The sequence below is a fragment of the Pseudomonas sp. RC10 genome (assembly GCF_038397775.1).
In the GTDB taxonomy this organism is placed as follows: domain Bacteria; phylum Pseudomonadota; class Gammaproteobacteria; order Pseudomonadales; family Pseudomonadaceae; genus Aquipseudomonas; species Aquipseudomonas bambusae.
On record NZ_CP151650.1, the window covers coordinates 5,686,270 to 5,708,443 of the forward strand.

General features: G+C 60.6%; 16 protein-coding genes. 6 read left to right on the top strand and 10 right to left on the bottom strand.

Translation table 11 applies throughout. The features are described 5' to 3' along the window. Positions 1 to 153 precede the first annotated feature (153 nt). The 4 genes from AAEO81_RS25725 to ptsP form a co-directional block, all read right to left on the bottom strand. A complete protein-coding gene (locus AAEO81_RS25725; RefSeq protein ID WP_341959799.1) occupies positions 154 to 1,716 on the bottom strand; it encodes an alkaline phosphatase D family protein in 1,563 nt (520 codons plus the stop codon). Positions 1,717 to 1,907: 191 nt separating this feature from the next. Continuing rightward, positions 1,908 to 3,650: a PTS fructose-like transporter subunit IIB gene (locus AAEO81_RS25730; RefSeq protein ID WP_166593726.1), complete on the bottom strand. Its 1,743-nt coding sequence runs from the start codon at positions 3,648 to 3,650 to the stop codon at positions 1,908 to 1,910. Then, positions 3,650 to 4,618: a 1-phosphofructokinase gene (gene pfkB, locus AAEO81_RS25735; protein ID WP_341959800.1), complete on the bottom strand. Its 969-nt coding sequence runs from the start codon at positions 4,616 to 4,618 to the stop codon at positions 3,650 to 3,652. Before pfkB ends, AAEO81_RS25730 begins: the two co-directional genes overlap by 1 nt. Further along, positions 4,618 to 7,479, bottom strand: coding sequence for a phosphoenolpyruvate--protein phosphotransferase (ptsP, locus tag AAEO81_RS25740; RefSeq protein WP_341959801.1), 2,862 nt, complete (start codon positions 7,477 to 7,479; stop codon positions 4,618 to 4,620). Before ptsP ends, pfkB begins: the two co-directional genes overlap by 1 nt. Before the next feature lie 286 nt (positions 7,480 to 7,765). Between ptsP and cra the strand changes: the two genes are divergently transcribed. The 5 genes from cra (at position 7,766) to AAEO81_RS25765 (ending at position 12,171) form a co-directional block, all read left to right on the top strand. Then, positions 7,766 to 8,761 carry a catabolite repressor/activator gene (gene cra, locus AAEO81_RS25745; RefSeq protein WP_166593729.1) on the top strand — a complete coding sequence of 332 codons (996 nt, stop codon included), beginning with the start codon at positions 7,766 to 7,768 and terminating at the stop codon, positions 8,759 to 8,761. A 1-nt stretch (position 8,762) separates the two neighbouring features. Then, positions 8,763 to 9,542: a TatD family hydrolase gene (locus AAEO81_RS25750; RefSeq protein WP_341959803.1), complete on the top strand. Its 780-nt coding sequence runs from the start codon at positions 8,763 to 8,765 to the stop codon at positions 9,540 to 9,542. Between the two features lie 106 nt (positions 9,543 to 9,648). Further along, positions 9,649 to 10,077 (top strand): low affinity iron permease family protein, encoded by a 429-nt coding sequence (locus AAEO81_RS25755; protein ID WP_341959804.1) that lies wholly within the window; start codon positions 9,649 to 9,651, stop codon positions 10,075 to 10,077. Positions 10,078 to 10,295: 218 nt separating this feature from the next. Beyond that, positions 10,296 to 11,417 carry a DUF3182 family protein gene (locus tag AAEO81_RS25760; protein ID WP_341959806.1) on the top strand — a complete coding sequence of 374 codons (1,122 nt, stop codon included), beginning with the start codon at positions 10,296 to 10,298 and terminating at the stop codon, positions 11,415 to 11,417. After that, positions 11,401 to 12,171 carry an alpha/beta fold hydrolase gene (locus AAEO81_RS25765; protein ID WP_341959808.1) on the top strand — a complete coding sequence of 257 codons (771 nt, stop codon included), beginning with the start codon at positions 11,401 to 11,403 and terminating at the stop codon, positions 12,169 to 12,171. The genes AAEO81_RS25760 and AAEO81_RS25765 overlap by 17 nt, the downstream gene beginning before the upstream one ends. A 61-nt stretch (positions 12,172 to 12,232) precedes the next feature. Here the strand turns inward: AAEO81_RS25765 and AAEO81_RS25770 are convergent, their stop codons facing one another. Then, positions 12,233 to 13,453, bottom strand: a complete 1,221-nt coding sequence (locus AAEO81_RS25770) for a zinc-dependent alcohol dehydrogenase (protein ID WP_341959809.1) — start codon at positions 13,451 to 13,453, stop codon at positions 12,233 to 12,235. Positions 13,454 to 13,724: 271 nt separating this feature from the next. On the opposite strand from AAEO81_RS25770, the gene AAEO81_RS25775 reads away from it, so the two are divergent. After that, complete coding sequence (locus tag AAEO81_RS25775; RefSeq protein ID WP_341959811.1) at positions 13,725 to 14,729, top strand: 2-dehydropantoate 2-reductase; 1,005 nt, start codon at positions 13,725 to 13,727, stop codon at positions 14,727 to 14,729. Between the two features lie 155 nt (positions 14,730 to 14,884). Here the strand turns inward: AAEO81_RS25775 and garD are convergent, their stop codons facing one another. The 5 genes from garD to AAEO81_RS25800 form a co-directional block, all read right to left on the bottom strand. Further along, positions 14,885 to 16,438, bottom strand: a complete 1,554-nt coding sequence (gene garD, locus AAEO81_RS25780; RefSeq protein WP_341959813.1) for a galactarate dehydratase — start codon at positions 16,436 to 16,438, stop codon at positions 14,885 to 14,887. Positions 16,439 to 16,467: 29 nt separating this feature from the next. Continuing rightward, positions 16,468 to 17,841, bottom strand: coding sequence for an MFS transporter (locus tag AAEO81_RS25785; protein ID WP_341959815.1), 1,374 nt, complete (start codon positions 17,839 to 17,841; stop codon positions 16,468 to 16,470). A gap of 282 nt (positions 17,842 to 18,123) precedes the next feature. Then, positions 18,124 to 19,035 carry a 5-dehydro-4-deoxyglucarate dehydratase gene (gene kdgD / locus AAEO81_RS25790; protein ID WP_166593737.1) on the bottom strand — a complete coding sequence of 304 codons (912 nt, stop codon included), beginning with the start codon at positions 19,033 to 19,035 and terminating at the stop codon, positions 18,124 to 18,126. Positions 19,036 to 19,527: 492 nt separating this feature from the next. After that, a complete protein-coding gene (locus AAEO81_RS25795) occupies positions 19,528 to 20,277 on the bottom strand; it encodes a FadR/GntR family transcriptional regulator (RefSeq protein ID WP_166593738.1) in 750 nt (249 codons plus the stop codon). 121 nt (positions 20,278 to 20,398) lie between these two features. Beyond that, on the bottom strand, positions 20,399 to 22,135 hold the full coding sequence (locus AAEO81_RS25800; RefSeq protein WP_341959817.1) for an ABC transporter ATP-binding protein/permease: 1,737 nt from the start codon (positions 22,133 to 22,135) through the stop codon (positions 20,399 to 20,401). Positions 22,136 to 22,174 lie beyond the last annotated feature (39 nt).

Sequence of the window (22,174 nt, forward strand, 5' to 3'; positions counted from 1 at the left end):
AACAGGTGGGGCTTCCCTGGGGGACCCCTCTGGCACCAAGGAACCTGTAGGAGCCGGCTTGCTGGCGAATGGGTTGTATCAGGCAATCAATGTGTCGCTGACCCACCGCATTCGCCAGCAAGCCGGCTCCTACAGGTTTTACGGTGTTTTACATCAAGACGGAATCATAGGCGCCAGCTTCTTCTCGAACACCGACACCCCGTCCAGATCCCGCAGCGTCACCGTCATCTCGCCGCTCTGCCCTTCGATGTTCACTTCGCCGAAAAACTGAAACCCGGCGAAGGGCGAGGTGTTCTGCGCAGGCGGGGCTTTCTGGAACACCAGCTCCGGGCCAAACGTCTTATCCAGTGTGTTCGGCCCAAAGCTCCCTGCATTCAACGGGCCGGCGACGAACTCCCAAAACGGGTCGAAATCCTGGAATACCGCCTGATCGGGGTGATAGTGATGGGCCGCGCAGTAATGCACGTCGGCGGTCAGCCACACGGTGTTGCGCACCTTGCGCTGACGCAGGAAACCCAGCAGTTCGGCCACCTCCAGCTCACGCCCTTTCGGCGCGCCGTTGTCAGTGTTGGCAATCGCCTCCCAACGCATCACGCCGGGGCTGACCTCGCCGTCCGGCACACCGAGACCGATGGGCATGTCCGCCGCGATCACCTTCCACTGCGCGTTCGACGCCTGCAATTCGCGCTTGAGCCAGTCCAATTGCTGGCGCCCCAAAAATGCCGTGGTCGGCCCCGGTTTGTCTGCCAGGTTGGCGTCGTTGCCGTCGCGGTAGCTGCGCATGTCGAGGACGAGCACGTCGAGCATCGGCCCGTAACTGAGCTTGCGGTACACCCGCCCGCCATTGTCGGCGCTCTGCAAACGCATCGGCGCGTATTCCAGAAACGCCTGACGTCCCCGCGAGGCCAGCAATTGAATGTCTTTGACTTTGTAGCGCTCGTCGAGCTGTTTGCTTGGCGACCAGTTGTTGGTGACTTCGTGGTCGTCCCACTGCCAGATCTGCGGCACCTCGGCATTGAACCGTCGCAGGTTCTCGTCCATCAGATTGTAGCGATAGGCGCCGCGGTATTCGTCAAGGGTCTCGGCGACCTTGCTCTTGGCTTCGGTGGTGAGGTTGCGCCAGATCCGCCCGCCTTCCGTGACCACCTCGGCGGGCACCGGGCCGTCTGCATAAATGGTGTCGCCGCTGTGGATAAAGAAATCGGGCAGACGCAAGCGCATCGCTTCGTAGATGCGCATGCCGCCGATGTCTGGATTGATGCCGAAACCCTGTCCCACGGTGTCGCCGCTCCAGACAAAACGGATGTCGCGGCGGGTCTGCGGCACGCTCCGCAGGTGACCGAACCACGGCTCGCCGGCGACACCGGTTTGCGCGTCTTCGAAGAACACGCGGTAGAAAATGGCTTGATCGGTGGGCAGGCCGGTCAGTTCGACGCGAGCGGTGAAGTCAGTGCGCTGATCAGCCAGCAGCGAGACAGCCCGGCGCGGATTAGTGAACATGCTGCGCGTGTCCCACTCCACGACCATGCGCGAAGGGCGGTCGCTGCGGCTCCAGACCATCGCGCGATCACCCATCAGATCGCCAGCCTGCACGCCGTCGGTCATCTTCGGGCGGTCCTTGATCGAGGCAATGACCGCTGGGGCCAGGCCCGGCAAGAGCAATCCGGCGCCAGCGGCTTGAATGATGCGTCGGCGTGTCAGGTCGAACTGAGTCATGTTTCATCCCTCTCCAGCGAATGCCAAAGACAGGAACCTAACAACCGAATGTTGGGTGAATATTACAGAGGACACAGAACCTGTAGGAGTGAGCTTGCTCGCGATTGCTGGCTGCCGGTCACCACATATGGCATAGGCAGGCGGCTATCGCGAGCAAGCTCACTCCTACAAAGGTATTCAGCGCTTGTGAATCAAGCGCCAGCAGGCACCGCATCCAGTTCCACCACTTCCGGCCGTTTCAACACGGCATACAACACGCCCGTCACCACGCTGCCGACCACAATCGCCAGCAGGTACAGCAACGCATGGTTGATTGCATTCGGAATCAGCAGCACGAACAACCCGCCATGGGGCGCCATGAGTTTGCAGCCGAAAAACATCGACAACGCCCCGGTCAGTGCGCCACCGACGATGCTCGCCGGGATCACCCGCAGCGGGTCTTTGGCCGCAAAGGGAATGGCGCCTTCGGAGATGAAGCACAGCCCCAGCACAAACGCTGCCTTGCCCGCTTCGCGCTCGCTTTGCGCGAATTTGTGACGGGCGATGAGGCTGGCGATGCCCATGCCGATCGGCGGCACCATGCCCGCCGCCATTGCTGCCGCCATCGGTGCGTAGCTCTGGGACGCCAGCAGCCCCACCGAAAACGCATAAGACGCCTTGTTGATCGGCCCGCCGAGGTCTACGCACATCATGGCGCCCAGCAACACGCCCAGCAGAATCGCGTTGGTGGTGCCCATGCTGTCGAGGAAGTGCGTCAGCCCTTCGAGCATGCCCGCCACCGGCTTGCCGACCACGTAGATCATCACCAGCCCCGTCACCAGACTGGCCAGCAGCGGAATGATCAGGATCGGCTTCAACGCCTCGACGCTGGCGGGCAGCCTTGCATAACGATTGATCGCCGCAGCGGTGTACCCAGCGATGAAGCCCGCGATAATGCCGCCGATGAACCCTGCGCCCAGCGTGCTGGCCAGCAGCCCGCCGATCATGCCCGGCGCCAGACCCGGCCGATCCGCGATGGAATAGGCGATGTAACCCGCCAGCAGAGGCACCATCAGCTTGAACGCCGCATCACCGCCGATCTGCATCAACGCAGCGGCCAGCGTGCCTTGTTCCTTGAACGCCGTGATACCGAACACGAACGACAGCGCGATCAGCAAACCGCCCGCCACCACCATCGGCAGCATGAACGACACGCCTGTCAGCAGGTGTTTGTAGACACCGGTTTTCTCTTTTTTGGCAGGGGCTTTCGAGGTCGACGCAGAAGACTCGATTTCGGCTTCAGCCAAGGCTTTTTTTAGCGTCGCCTCGGACTGCTTGAGCGCGATGCCGGTGCCGCAGCGGTAGATTCGTTTGCCTGCGAAACGCTCGGTGGCCACTTCGATATCGGCCGCCAGCAACACCACGTCGGCCTCGGCAATCGCCTGAGCGCTTAACGGATTGCGCGCACCGACCGAGCCTTGGGTTTCCACTTGCAGGTCGTAGCCCAGTTTTTTCGCCGCCTGCTGAATGGCCTCGGCGGCCATGAAGGTGTGGGCAACGCCGGTCGGGCAAGCGGTCACGGCCACCAGTGTCGGGATTTTGCCCGAGCTGGCAGCGGCGACAGACTCGACGCGCTCGCTGGGCACATACACCTTCGCCAGTTCCTGGGCTGAATGCATGAAACCGTCGATGTCCTGCAACGCTCGGGAGGGCGTCGACTGATGCAGACGCTTGCCCGCAAACCGGCTCAAATCCAGAGGGCCGGTGTTGACGACCAACACCCAGTCGGCGCTTTGGATCTGATCAGCGGTGAGCTGTTTTTCAGGGTGACGCGGGTCGTGCACTTCGACACACGTCGTCCAGCCCTGACGCTGCGCCGCTGCATCGAGCAGACGGGCGCTGAGGACGCTGCTGATCTTGCCGTTCGGGCAGGCCGTGACAATGGCTAACTTCATCACTCTTCCTCTTTTCTTGTTCTGTCGAGGTTATTCGCCATGGCGCGAACGTTGACCCCGCCTTCCAGCCGTTTGAGTTGCACGGTGTCCGTGATACCGAACCCGATCTGGGTCACCGCCATCGCGGCAATCGCCGTCGCCGTGCGCAACGTCCGCTCGGGCGCGTGGCCGCTCAACAGACCGTGAACCATGCCCGCCAACAGCGAATCCCCCGCCCCGACCGTACTGGCAACCGTGACCTTCGGCGGCATCGCTTGCAACGCCACATCGGCGCTGAACCAGTGCACGCCTTCCGAGCCTTGGGAAATCACCACATGCTCAATGCCGCGCTGCCGCAAGGCTTCGGCAGCCTCGGCTTGCGCGGCGATGGAAATGATCGGTGCATCCAGCGCGTCGGCCAGCTCTTCGGTGTTGGGCTTGATCAGCCACGGTGACGCCTCAAGGCCTGCACGCAAGGCTTCGCCGCTCGTGTCCAGAGCAACCTTCAGACCCTTTTTGTCGAGCATCAGCAGCAAGGCTTTCAGCCACTGCGCATCGACGCCACGGGGCAGACTGCCCGCCACGATCACCGCATCAAAGTCACTGGCGATCTGGTCGACGCGGGCCGCGAGCGCCTGTTGCGCCTGGGCGCTGACTTCAGGGCCCGGCCCGTTCAAGTCAGTGATGCGCCCGCTGCTTTCGGCGAGCTTGATGTTGCTGCGGGTCTCGCCCGGCACACGCACGAACTCATCGACGAAACCGCGTTTGACGAACAGCGATTCGAACGGCAATTGATTATCGACGCCGAGAAAACCCGCGACGGTCAGTGTGTGCCCCAAATCCGCCAGCACCTGCGCGACGTTGAGGCCCTTGCCTGCCGCGTGGGTGAGCATGCATTCGCTGCGGTTGACCTGGCCGACCTGCAACGGGCCCAACTGCACGGTCAGGTCCAGCGCCGGGTTCATGGTCAATGTCAAAATGTTCGCCATTACAGCCCCTCCACGAGGGCACGCACTTCAGCGGCGCTGCCGACGGCCAGCGCGTGTTGCGCCAACTGCCGGGCACCGATCAGATTCAATTCACGGACGCAGGCTTTGACTTCGCCCACACTGCGCGCCGCGACACTCAATTCATCGACGCCCAGCCCGACCAGCACCGGCACCGCCAGCGGGTCCGCTGCCAACTCGCCGCACACGCCGACCCATTTGCCATGGGCATGGGCGGCGCGAACGGTGATGTCGATCAGTTGCAGTACGGCGGGATGCAGACCATCCGCCTGGGCAGACAAGGTTGGATGGCCCCGGTCGATGGCCAGGGTGTATTGGGTAAGGTCGTTGGTGCCGACGCTGAAGAAGTCCACCTCTTTGGCCAGCATCGGCGCCAACAGCGCCGCCGATGGCACCTCGATCATGATGCCCAGTTGCAAGTCGGCCACCGGAATTTCCAGACGCAGTCGCTCGGTCATGTCACGCGCCTGACGCCACTCTTCAACGGTCCCGACCATCGGGAACATGATGCGCAATGGACGGTTGTCAGCGGACCGCAGCAAGGCGCGAAGCTGGCTTTCCATCACGTCAGGACGCTGCAAGGTCAGACGAATGCCGCGCAGGCCGAGGAATGGGTTTTCTTCCTTGTCGATTGGCCAGTACGGCAGGGGTTTATCGCCACCGACGTCGAGGGTACGAACCACCAATGGTCGGCCTTTGAGGTCGTCAAGCACGCGACGGTATTCAGCTTCCTGAGTGGCTTCGTCCGGCGCGGAGCTGTGGGCCATGAACAGCAATTCGGTGCGCAACAGGCCGATGCCTTCGGCGCCCTGTTCTACCGCAGCGGGCGTACCGGCGCTGTCGCCAATGTTGGCGAACACCTCGACCGCGTGGCCGTCCTGGGTGATTGCAGGCTCCAAGCGCAACGCGGCAGCGGCTTTCAGACGTGTCTCGCGAGTGTCGCGGTCAAGCAAGGCGCGCTCCAAGGTCGCGTCGTCCGGCGCCACATCCAAGCGTCCGCGCTGACCGTCGATCAGCAAAACGGTGCCGGATTTGATCAGCAACACCGCGTCCCCGGCACCGACCAGCGCCGGAATACCCAATGCGCGAGCAACGATGGCGCTGTGGGCCGTGGCACCGCCGCGCGCCGTGAGAATCCCGGCGACGCGTACGGGATCGAGCCGCGCCACGTCGGACGGGCCGACTTCATCCATCACCAGAATGTACGGTTCTTGCGGTTCCACCAGATCCTGCACGCCGCACAGCTGCGCCAGTACGCGACGGCCTACATCGCGCAGGTCCGCCGCACGTTCGGCGAGCAACGCATCTTTAAGCTGCTCCTGCTGGTGTGCCGCCGCGTCGATCACATGCGTCCAGGCGGCAGCGGCACTTTCACCACTTTTGAGACGCAGGGCGACCTCGTCCACTAGTTCGGGGTCGTCGAGCATTTCTTGGTGGGTGATGAAAATCTCGCGAATGGCCTTGGCGGTGCTGCGTTGGATCAGCCCTTCGATGTCGCTTCGGACCAAGCCCAACGCCGAGTGCAGACGCTCATGCTCGGCGTGATACGACTCGCCGCGCAGCGGGTAATCAAATACCGGCAACACGTGCACATGGGCAGGCCCCGTGGCGATGCCGGGGGCGGCGGGAACGGCCTGAATCTGGGAACCGGCGGAGGGGGCGCTCAGGTGTTTTTCCATCATGGCCGCAATCGGGCTTGGCGCGGACTCGGTCGGCAGCGGCTCGATCTCCTCGCCCAAGCCTTCGCGGACGGCAGCGATCAGAGCAGGCAAGGCATCGCTGGCAATGGTCGGCTCGGCGATGAATTCCAGCACCTGCCCCCGACGCACGCCGAGGCTCAGCAGTTTGCTCAGACTTTTGACCGACACAGGATTTTCGGCGCTGTCGAGAATGCGCACGCGCACCTCGCCTTCAAAATTTTTCGCCAGTTGCGCGAGGATCTTTGCCGGGCGCGCATGCAGGCCATGAGCGTTGGCAAGGGCGACACGCTCGCTCGGCCAGTCGGGCGGCACGTCACCGCCCAGGGCTTGCAGCACGGCGCGGCTGCTGGTGGCCTGACCCAATTCTTGCCCACGGCCTTCGATCAACAGTGCGCACAGTCTTTCGAGCAACGCTTGATGGGACTCCCCCAGGCTGGCGAGGCAGAACAGGCCGTTCAACGGTTGCCCCAGATGACGCATGGGCTTGTCCGGCGTGACAAACGCCAGCCCCGGTTTGTTGACCATCTGCTCGCTGTGCAGCCACCAGAGGCCGTCGCCCAACGGCAGCGGCTCGACCTGTTGCAGCACGGCGGCAAAGCCGTTGTTCACGCATTCGGCACGACGCAGCAACCGGGCACCGCGCCAGACCAGCTCTTCGAAGTCATCGACTGACGCACCGAGGCTGATCATTTGTGCATCCAGCGCCAGTTCCTGCGGAGCGCCTTGCAGCAGTTTGAGCAGCGCCTTTGGACTCGTGGCCTGACGCAACGCTTCGCCCAGATCGGTCTCGCCGAGGGCACGGGTCAGGAGTTGGAGGAGACGCAAGTGTTCGTCGGATTTGGCGGCAATGCCGATGGCCAGATAGACGATCTGCCCGTCGCCCCAATCCACGCCCTCTGGAAACTGCATCAAACGCACACCGGTGGCGTACACCTGATCGCGGGTTTGCGGCGTGCCATGGGGAATCGCGATGCCTTGGCCGAGAAAGGTCGAACCCTGTTGCTCGCGGGCTTGCAGCCCTTGCAAATAACCCGGCGCGACGAGCCCGTCAGCCACGAGCAGATCGGCGAGCAGTTGCAGCGCTGCGGATTTATCCACAGCCGTTTGGCCCATGGAAATTTGCTCAACGGTCAGTTCGAGCATCGCGGTCTCCTGTGATTATTGTTTTAGGGCCTGAGGCACGTGGATGACACGGCATCAGACCAGCGTTCTTGCACGATTACGGCAATAAATGCGCTTGCTGAATCGTTTAATCTAGATTGCCGGGCACGTTACTCGATATCTTGCGCAGATTGAAGCGCATCCTGCTGACCGGCGCAGAAAGCATTCTGAAAACGTAATCGATAATGCTCTGCTGTAATGATGACTCTGAATCGGTGAAAATCCCGACCGCATTCCGTCCGTGCCAAAGAATAAAAGGAAGGTCCGCTTGAAACTCAGTGATATTGCGCGTCTGGCCGGCGTCTCCGTCACCACCGCCAGCTACGTGATCAACGGCAAGGCCGAGCAGCAACGCATCAGCAACGCGACCGTTGAACGTGTGCGGGCGGTGGTCGAGGCCCATGGATTTCGCCCCAATCCACAGGCTGCGGGGCTGCGCAGCCGCCACACCCGGACGTTGGGTTTCATTTTGCCGGACCTCGAAAACCCGAGTTACGCCCGTATCGCCAAGCAACTCGAACAAGGCGCCCGTGCCCGAGGCTATCAACTCCTGATCGCCAGTTCCGACGACGATCCCATCAGCGAGCTGCAATTGTTGCAGTTGTTTCGCGCCCGCCGTTGCGATGCCCTCTTCGTTGCCAGTTGCCTGCCTGCCAGCGATGACAGCTACCGCGACCTGCAAAAACATGGCATTCCCGTCATCGCCATCGACCGGGAAATGGACCCCGCGCATTTCTGCTCGGTGGTCAGCGACGACCACGACGCCAGCCAGCAACTGACGCGCAGCCTGCTGGAAACCAGACCCCGGCACGTTGCCCTCATCGGCGCCCGCCCTGAACTCAGCGTCAGTAAAGCCCGTGCCAGTGGCTTCGAAGACGCACTGGAAGGCTTCAAAGGCTCGGTGATCGTCGAGCATGGCGAAGCGTTCAGTCGCGATTGCGGCCTGCACATCGCGGGCGAGATGCTTGATCGCCTCGGCTATTTTCCCGACGCGCTGATTACCACGTCCTATGTTCTATTGCAGGGCGTTTTCGACCTGCTCCACGCGCGCCGTCTCAATCCTGATCAACTGCACCTCGGCACTTTCGGCGACACGCAACTGCTCGACTTTCTGCCGTTGCCGGTCAACGCCATGGCCCAGCAGCACCAATTGATCGCTGAAAAAGCACTGGCACTGGCCCTATCGGCCGTGGAACAGGATCTGTACGAGCCCGGCGTTCACGCCATCGTGCGCACGTTCAAACAGCGCATTCACGAGGCCTGACGTGCGGCTGATCGACACCCACACGCATCTGGACTTCGATGATTTCGACGCTGACCGAGACGCCGTTCTCAGCCATTGTCGACAGCTGCAAGTAGACCGGATCGTGGTGTTGGGGGTCTATCAGCGCAATCTGCAGCGGGTGTGGGATCTGGCCCTCAATGAGCCTTCCATTTACGCAGCATTGGGCTTACACCCGATTTATCTTAATGAACACCGCCCCGAGCACCTTCATGAATTGCGCGAGCGACTGGCCGAATTGGCGGGCCATCCAAAACTCTGCGCAGTGGGCGAAATCGGGCTGGATTACTACGTCGAATCGCTGGATCGGGATCGACAAAAAACCGTTTTCGAGCAACAGCTACAAATGGCCGCTGACTTCAATCTGCCCGCCCTGCTCCACGTACGCCGCAGTCACGCCGATACCATTGCCACACTCAAACGCTTCAAGCTCAAACGCGCTGGCATCGTTCACGCCTTCGCAGGGAGCCGAGAGGAAGCGAAGGAATACATCAAGCTCGGTTTCAAACTCGGCCTTGGCGGCGCGGCGACCTGGCCGCAAGCGCTGCGCATGCACCGGGTGATTGCCGACCTGCCGCTGGACAGCGTAGTGCTGGAAACCGATTCCCCCGACATGGCCCCGGCAATGTACCCCGGCCAGCGCAACAGCCCTGCGCACTTGCCGGATATTTGCGTAGCCTTGGCCGGGCTGATGAATACCACGCCCGACACCCTCGCCAACGCCAGTACCGAGAACGCCTGCCAGGTCTTCGGCTGGGCATGAATCACGCCTGACTCACCACTCGCCCGATTTCATTTTGTAAAAAGAAATTTCAAACGCGACCAGCGGTCCTTTGCATACCTCCCCCCGATCGCTAAGGACACCGGTAATGAAATTCTCCAAGTTCGCGCAGGCGCTGTCGAAATGGACCGGCAACCCGAAGACCTTTGTCGTGGCCGTTCTGTTGATCTGCGTGTGGGCCGTGACAGGTCCTTTCTTCCATTACAACGACACGTGGCAGCTGATCATCAACACCTCCACGACGATCATCACGTTCCTGATGGTCTTCCTCGTGCAGAACACCCAGAACCGCGACACGGACGAATTGCACATCAAGATCGACGAGCTGTTGCGGGTCACCAAGGATGCCCAGAACGCGGTGTTGAGTCTGGACAACCTGGACCAGAAAGAACTGCACGCGCTGCGCAAGAAATACAAGGCCATGGGCGATCGTGAAGACACCGACCACACCCAGCCGTTTCCCGCGTGCGATGCCGATGTCGTCATGGACAAGTCCGAGTCGGCCACCGACCATTGATCAGAGGGCGAGGAACTACACGGCGTCGGGTTTTTCTCAAATGGATGTGTCGTCTGTGCTGACGACTCGCGAATGAATTCGTTCCTACAAGTGATTTGGCGTACGCCTGAAACGGTTGGACGGACACAGCAGCTGTGGGAGCGAATTCATTCGCGAAAGATGTATCAGACTACAGAGATGTATTGCGAAACACTTCGGCCTCAACAGGGAGTTCGCCCATGAGCGGATCACGCAGCACTGCAAAGTCTGAAGTCGTTCTGCTGGCCACCCACAAGCGCTTGGCGACTCATGAAACGGTGGTTCAGCAGGCTCTGGCCGAACGGATCGCAGGTGTCTTGGGAGCGAAATTCGTCGGGGCGTATGACCCGGCGCTGCACCAAGGTCATGCGCTGTATTACATCCCGTCCGACACGCTTATCGGAAAAGAGGATGGCAACGCGCTGAATATTCGCAGCGTCGATGACTTCTTTGGCGGGCTTATCGACCATCCCTTCATGGCCACCAAAGCCATTTCCCATCCTCTCCTCAAAGACGCAACCGCGAAACCGGCAGGCTGGTCTGATCGCTTTTTCGAAGATGCAGCCGATGCGGTGCTCGCAGGTTTCAGCGTGTTCAACGAGGCCGATGCCAGGCGCGCCGGGGTGCAGTTGCTCAAAGACGGCCCGGTGCGGGTGAAGCCGGTCCTGGCCACAGCAGGTCGCGGACAGTTAGTGGTGACGACGGAAGCTGAGCTCGACAGCGCCCTCGCTCAGCAAGACATGGCCGAGGTCGAGGAATGGGGGCTGGTGCTGGAGGAGGATTTGCACGACGTCATCACCTACAGCGTGGGCCAGATTCAGGTGGCGGGCATCACGATCAGCTACCACGGCACGCAAAGCCTCACCGAGGACAACAACGGCGAAACCGTCTACGGCGGCTCGCAATTATGGCTGGTGCGCGGCGATTACAACGCGTTGCTCAAGCTCGATCTTGACGACGATGTGCGGCGTTCGGTCACTCAAGCGATGATTTACGAAAACGCCGCGCTGGATTGCTTCCCGGATTTCCTCGCCTCGCGGCGCAATTACGACATTGCCCATGGCACCAATTCGCGAGGGAAAGTCTGCTCGGGCGTTTTGGAACAATCCTGGCGCATCGGTGGCGCCAGCCCTGCCGAGATTGAAGCGCTGGTAGCGTTTGCCGCCGACCCGACCTTGCAACGAATTCGCGCGTCCAGCCACGAAATCTACGGGCCGACTACCTTGCCGGCCGATGCCCACCTTCTCTACGAGGGCGACGACCCTGACGTCGGCCTTATCAGCAAATTCACACAGGTCCAGCCTTATGACCGTACGCAGTGAAACCATCGACATCAGCGTCAGCGACGACACCATCTCAGGCACCATCCTGGCGCCCGGCGCGAAGATGCCGGGCATTCTGTTCGTGCACGGGTGGGGCGGCAGTCAGCAGCGCGACCTCGCTCGGGCCAAGAACATCACCGGCCTGGGTTGCGTGTGCCTGACCTTCGACTTGCGCGGCCATGAACGCACCCATGAAATGCGCGCCTCGGTGTCCCGCGAACACAGCATGGAAGACCTGCTTGCCGCGTACGACCGACTGGCGAGTCACCCCGCTGTAGATAACAACGCGATTGCGGTGATCGGCAGCAGTTACGGCGGCTATCTGGCGACGATTCTCAGCGGGATGCGCCCGGTCAAATGGCTGGCCTTGCGCGTTCCGGCACTGTATTGGGATGCCGACTGGGACATGCCGAAACAGGCGCTGGACCGGGACAAGCTTGCGCATTACCGCCGCTCGGCCGTGACCGCCGCTGATAATCGCGCGTTGGCGGCGTGCAAGGATTTCAAAGGGGATGTGTTGCTGGTCGAGTCTGAGCAGGACGATTACGTGCCCCACGCGACGTTGATGAGTTATCGCACAGCGTTCGATCTGGCGCATTCGTTGACCTATCGCCTGCTGGACGGCGCGGACCATGGATTGAGCAGCGACACCAGCCAGCATGCGTACACGACGCTGTTGACCGACTGGATCAGCGAAATGGTCATCGGCTCGCGACTGGTCGATTACCCGCATCATTCGGCGGCTTACTCGTGATCCTGGAGGCGCCGCTCGCTTAGTGGGCGTCGGCTCCCACCCTGTCAACGGCGCCTAAACGTCAGGTACCCGACAAATCCACATCGTTGGCCGATACATCCACCCGGCTGTCGAACCCCGGCGTGAGGATGATCTTGCGGCAGTCTTCCTCGCGTTTATCGAAGATTCTGTAGCCGTCCGCCGCCTCCTCCAAAGACAACCGGTGGGTGATGATTGCCTCCGGCGTCAGCGCGCCCTCTTCGATCAGTTTCAACAGTTCTGGCAGGTAGCGGTGCACGTGGGTCTGGCCCATCTTGAACGTCAGCCCCTTGTCGAACGCATCGCCGAACATGAAGCCGTGAATGAAACCCGCGTAAACCCCCGGCACGCTGAGGGTCCCGCCTCTGCGCACGGCCGCGATGCATTGGCGCAACGCCTTGCCGCTGCTGCCTTCCAGTTTGAGGGTCGCGAGGATGGTTTCGGTGGTACTGCCCTTGGCCTCGAACCCTACCGCGTCGATCACCGCATCGACGCCGCGCATGCCCGAGGTCTGACGGACGATGGTGTCCGCCGGGTCGTCGTCCTCATCGAAGTTGATCGGAATCACGCCGTAGGTGAACTGCGCGTAGGCAAGGCGGTAGGCGTGATGATCGACCATGAAAATCTTCTCGGCCCCGAGCATTTTCGCGCACGCCGCGCTCAGCAGTCCGACAGGTCCGGCGCCGTAAATCGCCACGCTTGAGCCCTGTTTCACACCCGCGTTGAGTACGGCCTGCCACGCCGTGGGCAGGATGTCCGAGAGGAACAAGACCTTCTCATCCGCTAACGTTCCCGGCACCTTGAACGGCCCGACATTACCCTTCGGAACGCGCACGTATTCGGCCTGCCCACCGGGCACCCCGCCGTACAAATGGCTGTAGCCAAACAACGCCGCACCGGGCGCAATCGACTTTTTATTCAGAATCGCCCCGCGTCCCGTGTTAGTGGTTTCGCAGGCGGCAAATGCATCCATCTGACAGAAAAAACAGCTGCCACAAGCGATGACGAAAGGGATGACCACACGGTCGCCGGGCTTGACGGCGGTGACTTGCGGCCCGACTTCTTCGACGATGCCCATGAACTCGTGACCAAAAATGTCGCCTTGTTCGGTGGCGGGAATCTTGCCGCGATACAGGTGCAGGTCCGAGCCGCAAATGGCCGTGGCGGTGACTTTCAAGATCACATCATCGGCTTCCTGGATGACGGGGTCGGCGACGGTTTCCACGCGTACGTCGTGGGCGCCGTGATACGTCAGTGCACGCATGAACTTCTCCTTGGCCCGCAGGCCAGAGCGTTTTGCAGAGGCATACAACAAGGATAGGTGCAGGGGCGATGAAGTTCAGGGAACGACCCCATAGCCGACCAATGGGTGCGCGCCGTTGTAGGAGTGAGCTTGCTCGCGATAGCGTCATGCAGGTCCCTGCAACGGCGACTGATGCACCTCCATCGCGAGCAAGCTCACGCCTACAAAGAAATGCGCGAGGATTGGTGTAAATTGCGTAATGCCTTGAAACATTCCCCCAGCCGGAGCCACCATGAGTTCTTCCCCCTTGCGCATTTGCATTGCTGGCGCTGGCGCCATTGGTTGTACGCTGGCGGCGCGCATCGCGTTGACGGGGCACCCGGTGAACGTCTTCGCCCGTGGCCGCACCCTGGCCGCGCTGCAACGCAACGGCATTCACCTGCAGGACTTGCAAGGCCGTCATCACGTGAAGGTCAACGCCAGCGACAGCGCCGAAACCCTTGGCGAGCAGGACATCGTTTTTCTGTGCACCAAAGCCCCTTCACTGAGCGGTCTCTTGCCGAACATCAGCCCTTTGATCGGTCCGGACACGGTTGTAGTGCCCGTGATCAACGGCGTGCCGTGGTGGTACTTCCATGGCGAAGGGGGTCAGTTCGAAGGCGAGCGCATCAACACCGTCGATCCCGACGGGCGCATCACTGACACGCTGGATCTGCACAAGGTCATCGGCTGCGTCGTCTTCATCACGGCGCAAAGTTCTGCCCCTGCTGTCGTAAAAACCCACAACCCGTATCGCATTATCTTCGGCGAATTGAACAATGAGCTGACATCGCGTCTGGAACGACTGGTGTCGCTGATTCAGGGCGCAGGGATCGAAGCCCAAGGCACTGACCGGATTCGCGATCAGCTGTGGACCAAGATCATCGCCAACCTCACGTCCAACCCGGTTTCAGTGGTGACCGGCGCAACGCTGGAGCAAATCTACGGCCTGCCGGACATGCGCGAGCTGGCGCTGGCGACCTTCAACGAGGCGGTGCAAGTGGCGGCCGCTTATGACGCGAAGCTGAGCATGGAGCCGACGACTTTCATGCAGTTCGGCGCCAGCATGGGGCCGGTGCGCACGTCAATGCTGCAGGATTTTGATAAGGGCTTGCCGCTGGAACTGTCGGCGATCGGCGATGCGGTGGTGGAGTTGGCGGCGAAAGTGAACATCCCGATGCCGATCACCAAAAGCGTGCTGACGTTGGCGCGGTTTTGCGGGGAGCATGCGCACCATAAGGAGCATGGGCGGCATTGAGATAGGGAATTGAGGGCCTGATGCCCACCCTGTGGGAGCGAATTCATTCGCGAGTGGCCGGTACATCCCACACATGTTTGCCGGATGTACCACCGTATCGCGAATGAATTCGCTCCCACAGGTTGAGACCCATGCCGATCTCGCGGCGCTTGTGATCAGGTAATCGGCGCCGGGTTGAACAGGGTGATGTCGTTGTGCAAGCGGTAATGCTCGGTCCAGGTCTTCTTCTTGCCGCTGGCGACATCGAGATAGAAATGGAACAGCTCCCAGCCCAAGTCCTCAATGCTGGCACGACCGGTGGCGATACGCCCCGCATCAATGTCGATCAAGTCCGGCCAGCGTTGCGCCAGCTCGGTCCGGGTCGACACCTTCACCACCGGTGACATCGCCAGACCATAAGGCGTACCACGCCCGGTGGTGAACACGTGCAGGTTCATCCCGGCCGCCAGTTGCAGCGTACCGCAGACAAAGTCACTGGCAGGCGTTGCGCAAAAGATCAGCCCTTTGCGATTGACCCGCTCGCCAGGGCCCAGCACCCCGTTGATCGCGCTGTTGCCGGATTTGACGATCGACCCGAGGGACTTCTCGACGATGTTCGACAACCCGCCCTTCTTGTTGCCCGGCGTGGTATTGGCGCTGCGGTCGGCCTCGCCCTTGGCCAGGTAACGGTCGTACCAGTCCATCTCGCGCACCAGTTCCTCGGCCACTTCCATGGTTTCAGCGCGGGAGGTCAGCAGGTAGATGGCGTCGCGCACTTCGGTCACTTCCGAGAACATCACGGTCGCGCCTGCGCGCAGCAACAGGTCGGAGGCGTAGCCCAGCGCCGGGTTGGCGGTGATGCCGGAAAACGCATCACTGCCGCCGCACTGCATGCCCAGAATCAACTCAGACGCGGGCACGGTTTCGCGACGACGTTCATCGAGCTTCTTCAGACGCACTTCGGCCAGCGCCATGATCTGCTCGATCATTTCGTTGAAGCCGTGTTTGGAGTCCTGCAAGCGGTACATCCACTCATCGCTCAGGTCGACCGACGGGTCGTTCTGATGCATGACCTGCTCGGCCTGCAATTTCTCGCAGCCCAGACCGATCACCAACGCTTCGCCACCCAGGTTCGGGTTGCGCGCCAGGTTGCGCACGGTGCGAATCGGGATGTACGCGTCCTTGGCCGTGATCGCCACGCCGCAGCCGTAGGTGTGGGTGATGGCCACCACGTCATCGACGTTCGGGTACTTGGGCAGCAGCTCCTCGCGGATGCGCTTGACCGCAAAGTCCAGCACGCCGGTCACGCACTGCACGGTGGTGGTAATCCCGAGAATGTTGCGTGTGCCGACGGTGCCGTCAGCGTTGCGATAGCCCTCGAAAGTGAAGCCTTCCAGCGGCTCGCCCCGGCCTGGCACATCGGTGGACAGCGGCAGGCTGTCCAGCGGTGGCGCGCTCGGCATGCGCAGTTGATCTTCCTTGACCCAACTGCCGCGCGGAATCGGTTGCAGCGCATACCCGATGGTCTGCCCGTAACGGATCACCGCCCCGCCTTCGGGAATGTCCACGGTGTTGACCTTGTGGCTTTGCGGCACGTTGTCGAGGGTCACCAGACCATTATCGAATTCAGTCCCCGCCGGTACGCCCTGGTCATTGACCACGACGACGACGTTATCGCGCTCGTGCAAACGGATGTAACGCGGCGAGTCGGCATGTTGAATCAAGTTCATCACGGTATTCCTCAGTTTTTTGCTTGCGCTCAGCTTTTGGCTTGGGAAACTTCGCCAAGGTCGCTGGCCCGCACATCACCCTGCGTTGGGGTGTCTTTCAATTCCACGCGTTTGATTTCGCCCACGATGAACACATAGCTGATCACCGCCACCAGCGCGTTGGCGCCGACGAACACCAGCGCCCATTTGAACGAGCCGGTAGAACTGATGATGTAGCCGATGACGATCGGGGTGGTGATCGACGCGATGTTACCGAACATGTTGAACAGACCGCCGCTCAGACCGGCGATTTGTTTCGGCGAGGCGTCGGACATCACCGCCCAACCCAGTGCGCCCACGCCCTTGCCGAAGAAGGCCAGCGCCATGAAGCCCACGACGACCCATTCGATGTCCACGTAGTTGCAGGTCACGATGGAGGTCGAAAGCAACAGACCGCCAATGATCGGCGCCTTGCGAGCGAAGGTCAGGGATTTGCCGCGACGTAGCAGCCAGTCGGAAATGATCCCGCCGAGCACGCCACCGATGAAGCCGCAGACCGCAGGCAAGGAGGCGATGAAACCGGCTTTGAGAATGGTCATACCGCGCTCCTGCACCAGGTACACCGGGAACCAGGTCAGGAAGAAATAGGTGATGCCGTTGATGCAGTATTGGGCCAGATAAATGCCCAGCATCATGCGGTTAGTCAGCAGCTGCTTCACATAGTCCCATTTCGGGCCGCCGCTCTTGCCTTTGCCCTGCTCTTGGTCCATGTCGATCATGCCGCCGTTATTGGCGATGTGGTCGAGTTCGGCCTTGTTGATCATCGGGTGGTTGCGAGGGCTGTGGATGATTTTCAGCCAGATCAGCGAGAACACGATCCCGACGCCGCCCATGACCACGAACACATGCTGCCAGCCGAAGGTGAAGACGATCCAGCCCATGATCGGTGCGAACAACACAGTGGCGAAGTATTGCGCCGAGTTGAAAATCGCCGACGCGGTGCCGCGCTCGGACGTCGGGAACCAGGCCGCGACAATACGTGCGTTGCCCGGAAAGGATGGCGCTTCCGCCAGACCCACCAGGAACCGCAGCATGAACAGCGCGACGATGGCGGTGGAGAGGCCGAACTCACCGACATAGCCTTGCAGCACGGTGAACAGCGACCAGGTGAAGATGCTCAGGGCGTAAATCTTTTTCGAGCCGAAACGGTCGAGCAGCCAACCGCCCGGAATCTGTCCGGCCACGTAGGCCCAACCGAATGCGGAGAAGATATAACCGAGGGTAACGGCGTCGATGCCGAGGCTTTTTTGCAGACTGGAGCCAGCGATGGCGATGGTGGCACGGTCGGCGTAGTTGATCGTGGTCACCAGAAACAGCATGAGCAAGATCAAATAGCGGACGTGTGTCGGCTTGGTTTTTTGCATGTTCGAAAACTCCCACTCATTATTTTTTTACGCGGGTTAAACGATTTTTTATGTGTGTGTGCTGCTCGCCTCTGCCCCTAAAATCCAGATGCGATTGAAGCCGTGTTTCAAAGGTGCAGCTTCACGCTGAAGCCACGGTGACGCCTAGGGTCAACTCACGCGCAAGCGACCTTGCTTACGCGAATGGCATGAAACGGAAAATGGGAAAACGTCTGCCCTTATTCCAGAACCTCGACGGCAAAAAACCGCTGATCGCTCAGCGGTTTTGCGGCAGGTCGAGTGTTACTGCTGACCTTGCTTGTCCATCAGCGCAGCGAGCATTTCGAACTCTTCTGGCGTCAGGTCGGTCAATGGCGCACGCACCGGGCCTGCGTCGTAGCCAGCGATTTTCGCGCCCGCTTTCACGATGCTGACTGCGTAGCCGGCTTTGCGGTTACGGATGTCCAGGTACGGCAGGAAGAAGTCGTCGATCAGCTTGCCAACGGTGGCGTGATCGTCCTTGGCGATAGCGTGGTAGAAGTCCATCGCCAGCTTCGGTACGAAGTTGAACACCGCCGAGGAGTAGACCGGCACGCCCAGCGCCTTGTAAGCAGCGGCGTAGACTTCGGCAGTCGGCAGACCGCCCAGGTAGGAGAAACGGTCGCCCATGCGGCGGCGGATCGAAACCATCAGCTCAATGTCACCCAGACCGTCTTTGTAGCCGATCAGGTTCGGGCAGCGCTCAGCCAGTTGCTCCAGCAGCGCAGGGGTCAGGCGGCAGACGTTACGGTTGTAGACAACCACGCCGATCTTGACCGATTTGCAGACCGCTTCGACGTGAGCGGCAACGCCGTCCTGGCTGGCTTCAGTCAGGTAGTGAGGCAGCAGCAGCAGGCCTTTGGCGCCCAGACGTTCAGCTTCCTGAGCCTGTTGAATCGCTTGACGGGTCGGACCACCAACACCGGCCAGAATCGGTACGGTTTTCTCGCAGGTATCAACGGCGGTCTTGATGACGTCGGAATATTCGCTGCCGGTCAGGGAGAAGAACTCACCTGTACCGCCCGCGGCGAACAGTGCAGAGGCGCCGTACGGGGCCAGCCATTCGAGACGTTTGATGTAACCAGCGCGGTGGAAATCGCCCTGGGCATTGAAGTCGGTAACCGGGAAGGACAGCAGACCGTGGGAAAGGATGGACTTCAGTTCTTGTGGATTCATTATTCGAACACCCTGGGAAGCTAATTGTATGAATGGATCACCAGACCTGCGCTGATGTCGTAAGTCATCGTACAACTAGGAATGACATCTCTCAATAGGGAGGATGAATTATTTATGTCCGGACAGGATGAGTGGTGTTTGGGGGCTTTGCGGGTGATGAGGATAAACCTGTAGCGGCACGGCTTGGGGGCGGTGCGTCGTTGAAATTGCTGCTGACCGCACGCAATGCCCTTGTAGGAGCCGGCTTGCTGGCGAAAGCGTCGTGGCTAGAGCATCGGCATTGGTGGTCTGACGCATTCGCCAGCAAGCCGGCTCCTACAGAGGATGGTGTCGGGTCAGATAGGCCGTGCTAATGGCCGGCGCGTTCGCGGGCAAGCGCGCTCCTACAAACACGGTGACAGGGGCTGGCTCATTCACGGAGCTCCGGCACACCGCTCCTACAGATTTCGTGACACAGTGAACGATGCCTTGGCCATCGCAGGCCATACGACCTCAAGCCCGTTGCGACTCCGCCTCTTCATGGGCATGACGCAACCGCTCGCGGCTGTTGGTGAGGTGCAGGCGCATCGCGGCGCGGGCGGCGTCGGAGTCCTGGCGGGCGATGGCGTCGTAGATTTCTTCGTGTTCGCGGCTCAGACGGTTCATGTAATGCTGATGATCGTCATGGGCCAGACGCGCCGAATTCAAACGGGTGCGGGGAATGATGCTGGTGCCCAGGTGCGTCATGATGTCGGTGAAGTAGCGGTTGCCCGTGGACAGCGCAATCGCCATGTGGAACTGGAAATCCGCCCCGACTGCATCGCTGGCGTGGGAAGCACCTTCATTGAGGGCATCCAGCGCGGCACGCATGTCGGCCAGCTGTTCTGCGGAGCGACGTTGCGCCGCCAAGCCCGCCGATTCAACCTCAAGGCTGATGCGCAACTCCAGAATCGCCAACACATCACGCAGCGTGACGATGGTGGCCGGGTCGATGCGAAAGCCGCTTGGGCTTGGGGTGTCCAGAACGAAGGTGCCGATGCCGTGACGCGTCTCGACCAGCCCGGACGCCTGCAACCGGGAGATGGCTTCACGGACGACCGTACGGCTGACGCCCTGCTCTTCCATGATCGCGGATTCGGTCGGCAGTTTGTCGCCGCGCTTCAATTCGCCGTTGCGGATGCGCTCGGAGAGTTCGGTGACCAATTCTTGAGCCAGGCTGCGGTGCTTTCGACGTGCGCGAGGCGGAGCACTCTGATTTTCCATATCCAACAGGCATCTCTAAATACGGTGAAAGGCTAATGATAGCTCAACCGGGTTGTACGATCACATAACAAACCCGGCGTGTTCGTAGGTTTTTGCGGCAGATGGGCCCTTCGATGCCGTATCAGATTGCCGTTTCGGTAAGGGATTGTTCCTTCAACTGGCCCTCGTCGATGCGCACATGGCGGCGATGGAAACGCTTGAGGCTGCTGCGGTGGCCGATGCTGAGCAATGTCACCCCTGGCATCTCGTCGATTAACGCCTGATACAGCGCCGCTTCGTCTTCCTCGTCCATGGCCGAGGTGGCCTCGTCGAGGTACAGCCAGTCTGGCGCGAACAGCAGCGCACGGGCAAACGCCACACGTTGTTGCTCGCCCGGCGACAGCATGCGCTGCCAGTGATTGCTCTCGTCCAGACGCGGCACCAGATGGCTCAAACGGCACGTTTCCAGGACCTGCGCGAAACGCTCGGCGGGATAGACCTCTGGTGCCTGTGGATAGCTCAGGGCTTCGCGCAGGGTGCCAATCGGCAGATACGGTTTTTGCGGCAGGAAGAACGCACGCTTGGCGGGCAGTTTCACCGCGCCATGGCCTTCGTTCCACAGCCCGCCCATCGCCCGCAGCAGCGTACTCTTGCCGCTGCCGGAGCGACCGCTGAGCATGACTTTCTCGCCTGCGGCGATGTCGATGTTGGCGTTGTTCAGCAACTGGCGACCGCCGATCAATGACAAGTCCAAGCCCTGGACGTGCAGGGCATTGCTCTGGTGTGTCACTTCAATTGATGGCACGCGGGCTTCGTTTTCGTCCATGGCCTGACGGAAGCTGAGCAGACGATCACAGGTGGCGCGCCACGACGCCAATTGGGTGTACGCGTCGATGAACCAGCTGAAGTTCTCTTGTACGTTGCCGAACGCCGAGTTGATTTGCATCAGCTCGCCCAGTTCGATCTTGCCGGCAAAATAGCGCGGCGCAGCGACGACGAAAGCAAACACGATAGCGATCTGTGAGTAACCGGCGGTGAAGAACGTCAGGCGCTTCTGCACTTTCATGATGGTCCAGAAGTTACTCCAGACCATGCCAAATCGTGCGCTGAGACGCTGGTTTTCGTTGGCTTCACCTTCGGACAAGGCGATGCTTTCAGCGTTTTCGCGAACCCGCACCAGCGAGAAACGCATGTCGGCTTCGTAACGCTGTTGTTGGTTGCTCAGCACGATCAACTTTTTGCCGATCAGGTGAGTCAGCCAACTGCCGACAGCGGCGTAGAGCAGCGCGGCCCAGAACATGTAACCGGGGATGGTGATGCCGAACAGCTCGATGCTGCCGGACACGCCCCACAGGATCACCGAGAACGACACCAGACTCACGACAGTGCGCAGCAAGCCGAGGCTCAGACTCAGGGTGTCAGAAGTGAAATTATTGAGGTCTTCCGACAGACGTTGGTCCGGGTTATCGGTGTAACCGCCCTGCTCAAGCCGGTAATAATTCTTGTGGGCGAGCCATTTGGTGAAATGCTTTTCGGTGAGCCAGCGACGCCAGCGGATGGTCAGCATTTGCGTGAGGTAAAGGCGATACACCGCGCCGAGAATGGCGATGGCGGCGATGCCGCAGAAGTACAGAATCAGGTGGGTAAATGCCCCCAGATCCTTGTTTTGCAGCGCGTTGTAGAAATCCCGGTACCAGCTGTTGACCAGCACGGAGATAAAGACACTGAACAGCGAGAGCACGATCACTGCAATCAGCAGCACCCAGGCCATGCCCTTTTCTTCGCTACGCCAGTACGGCGTGACCAGTTTCCAGACTCGGGAAAAAAAGCTCCCGTTCACAGCGTCATTGACCCTGGATTCATCGATATCAACATTCATGGCAACGGCTCGGCGGCAGGCATTTAGTAGCGTTGACAC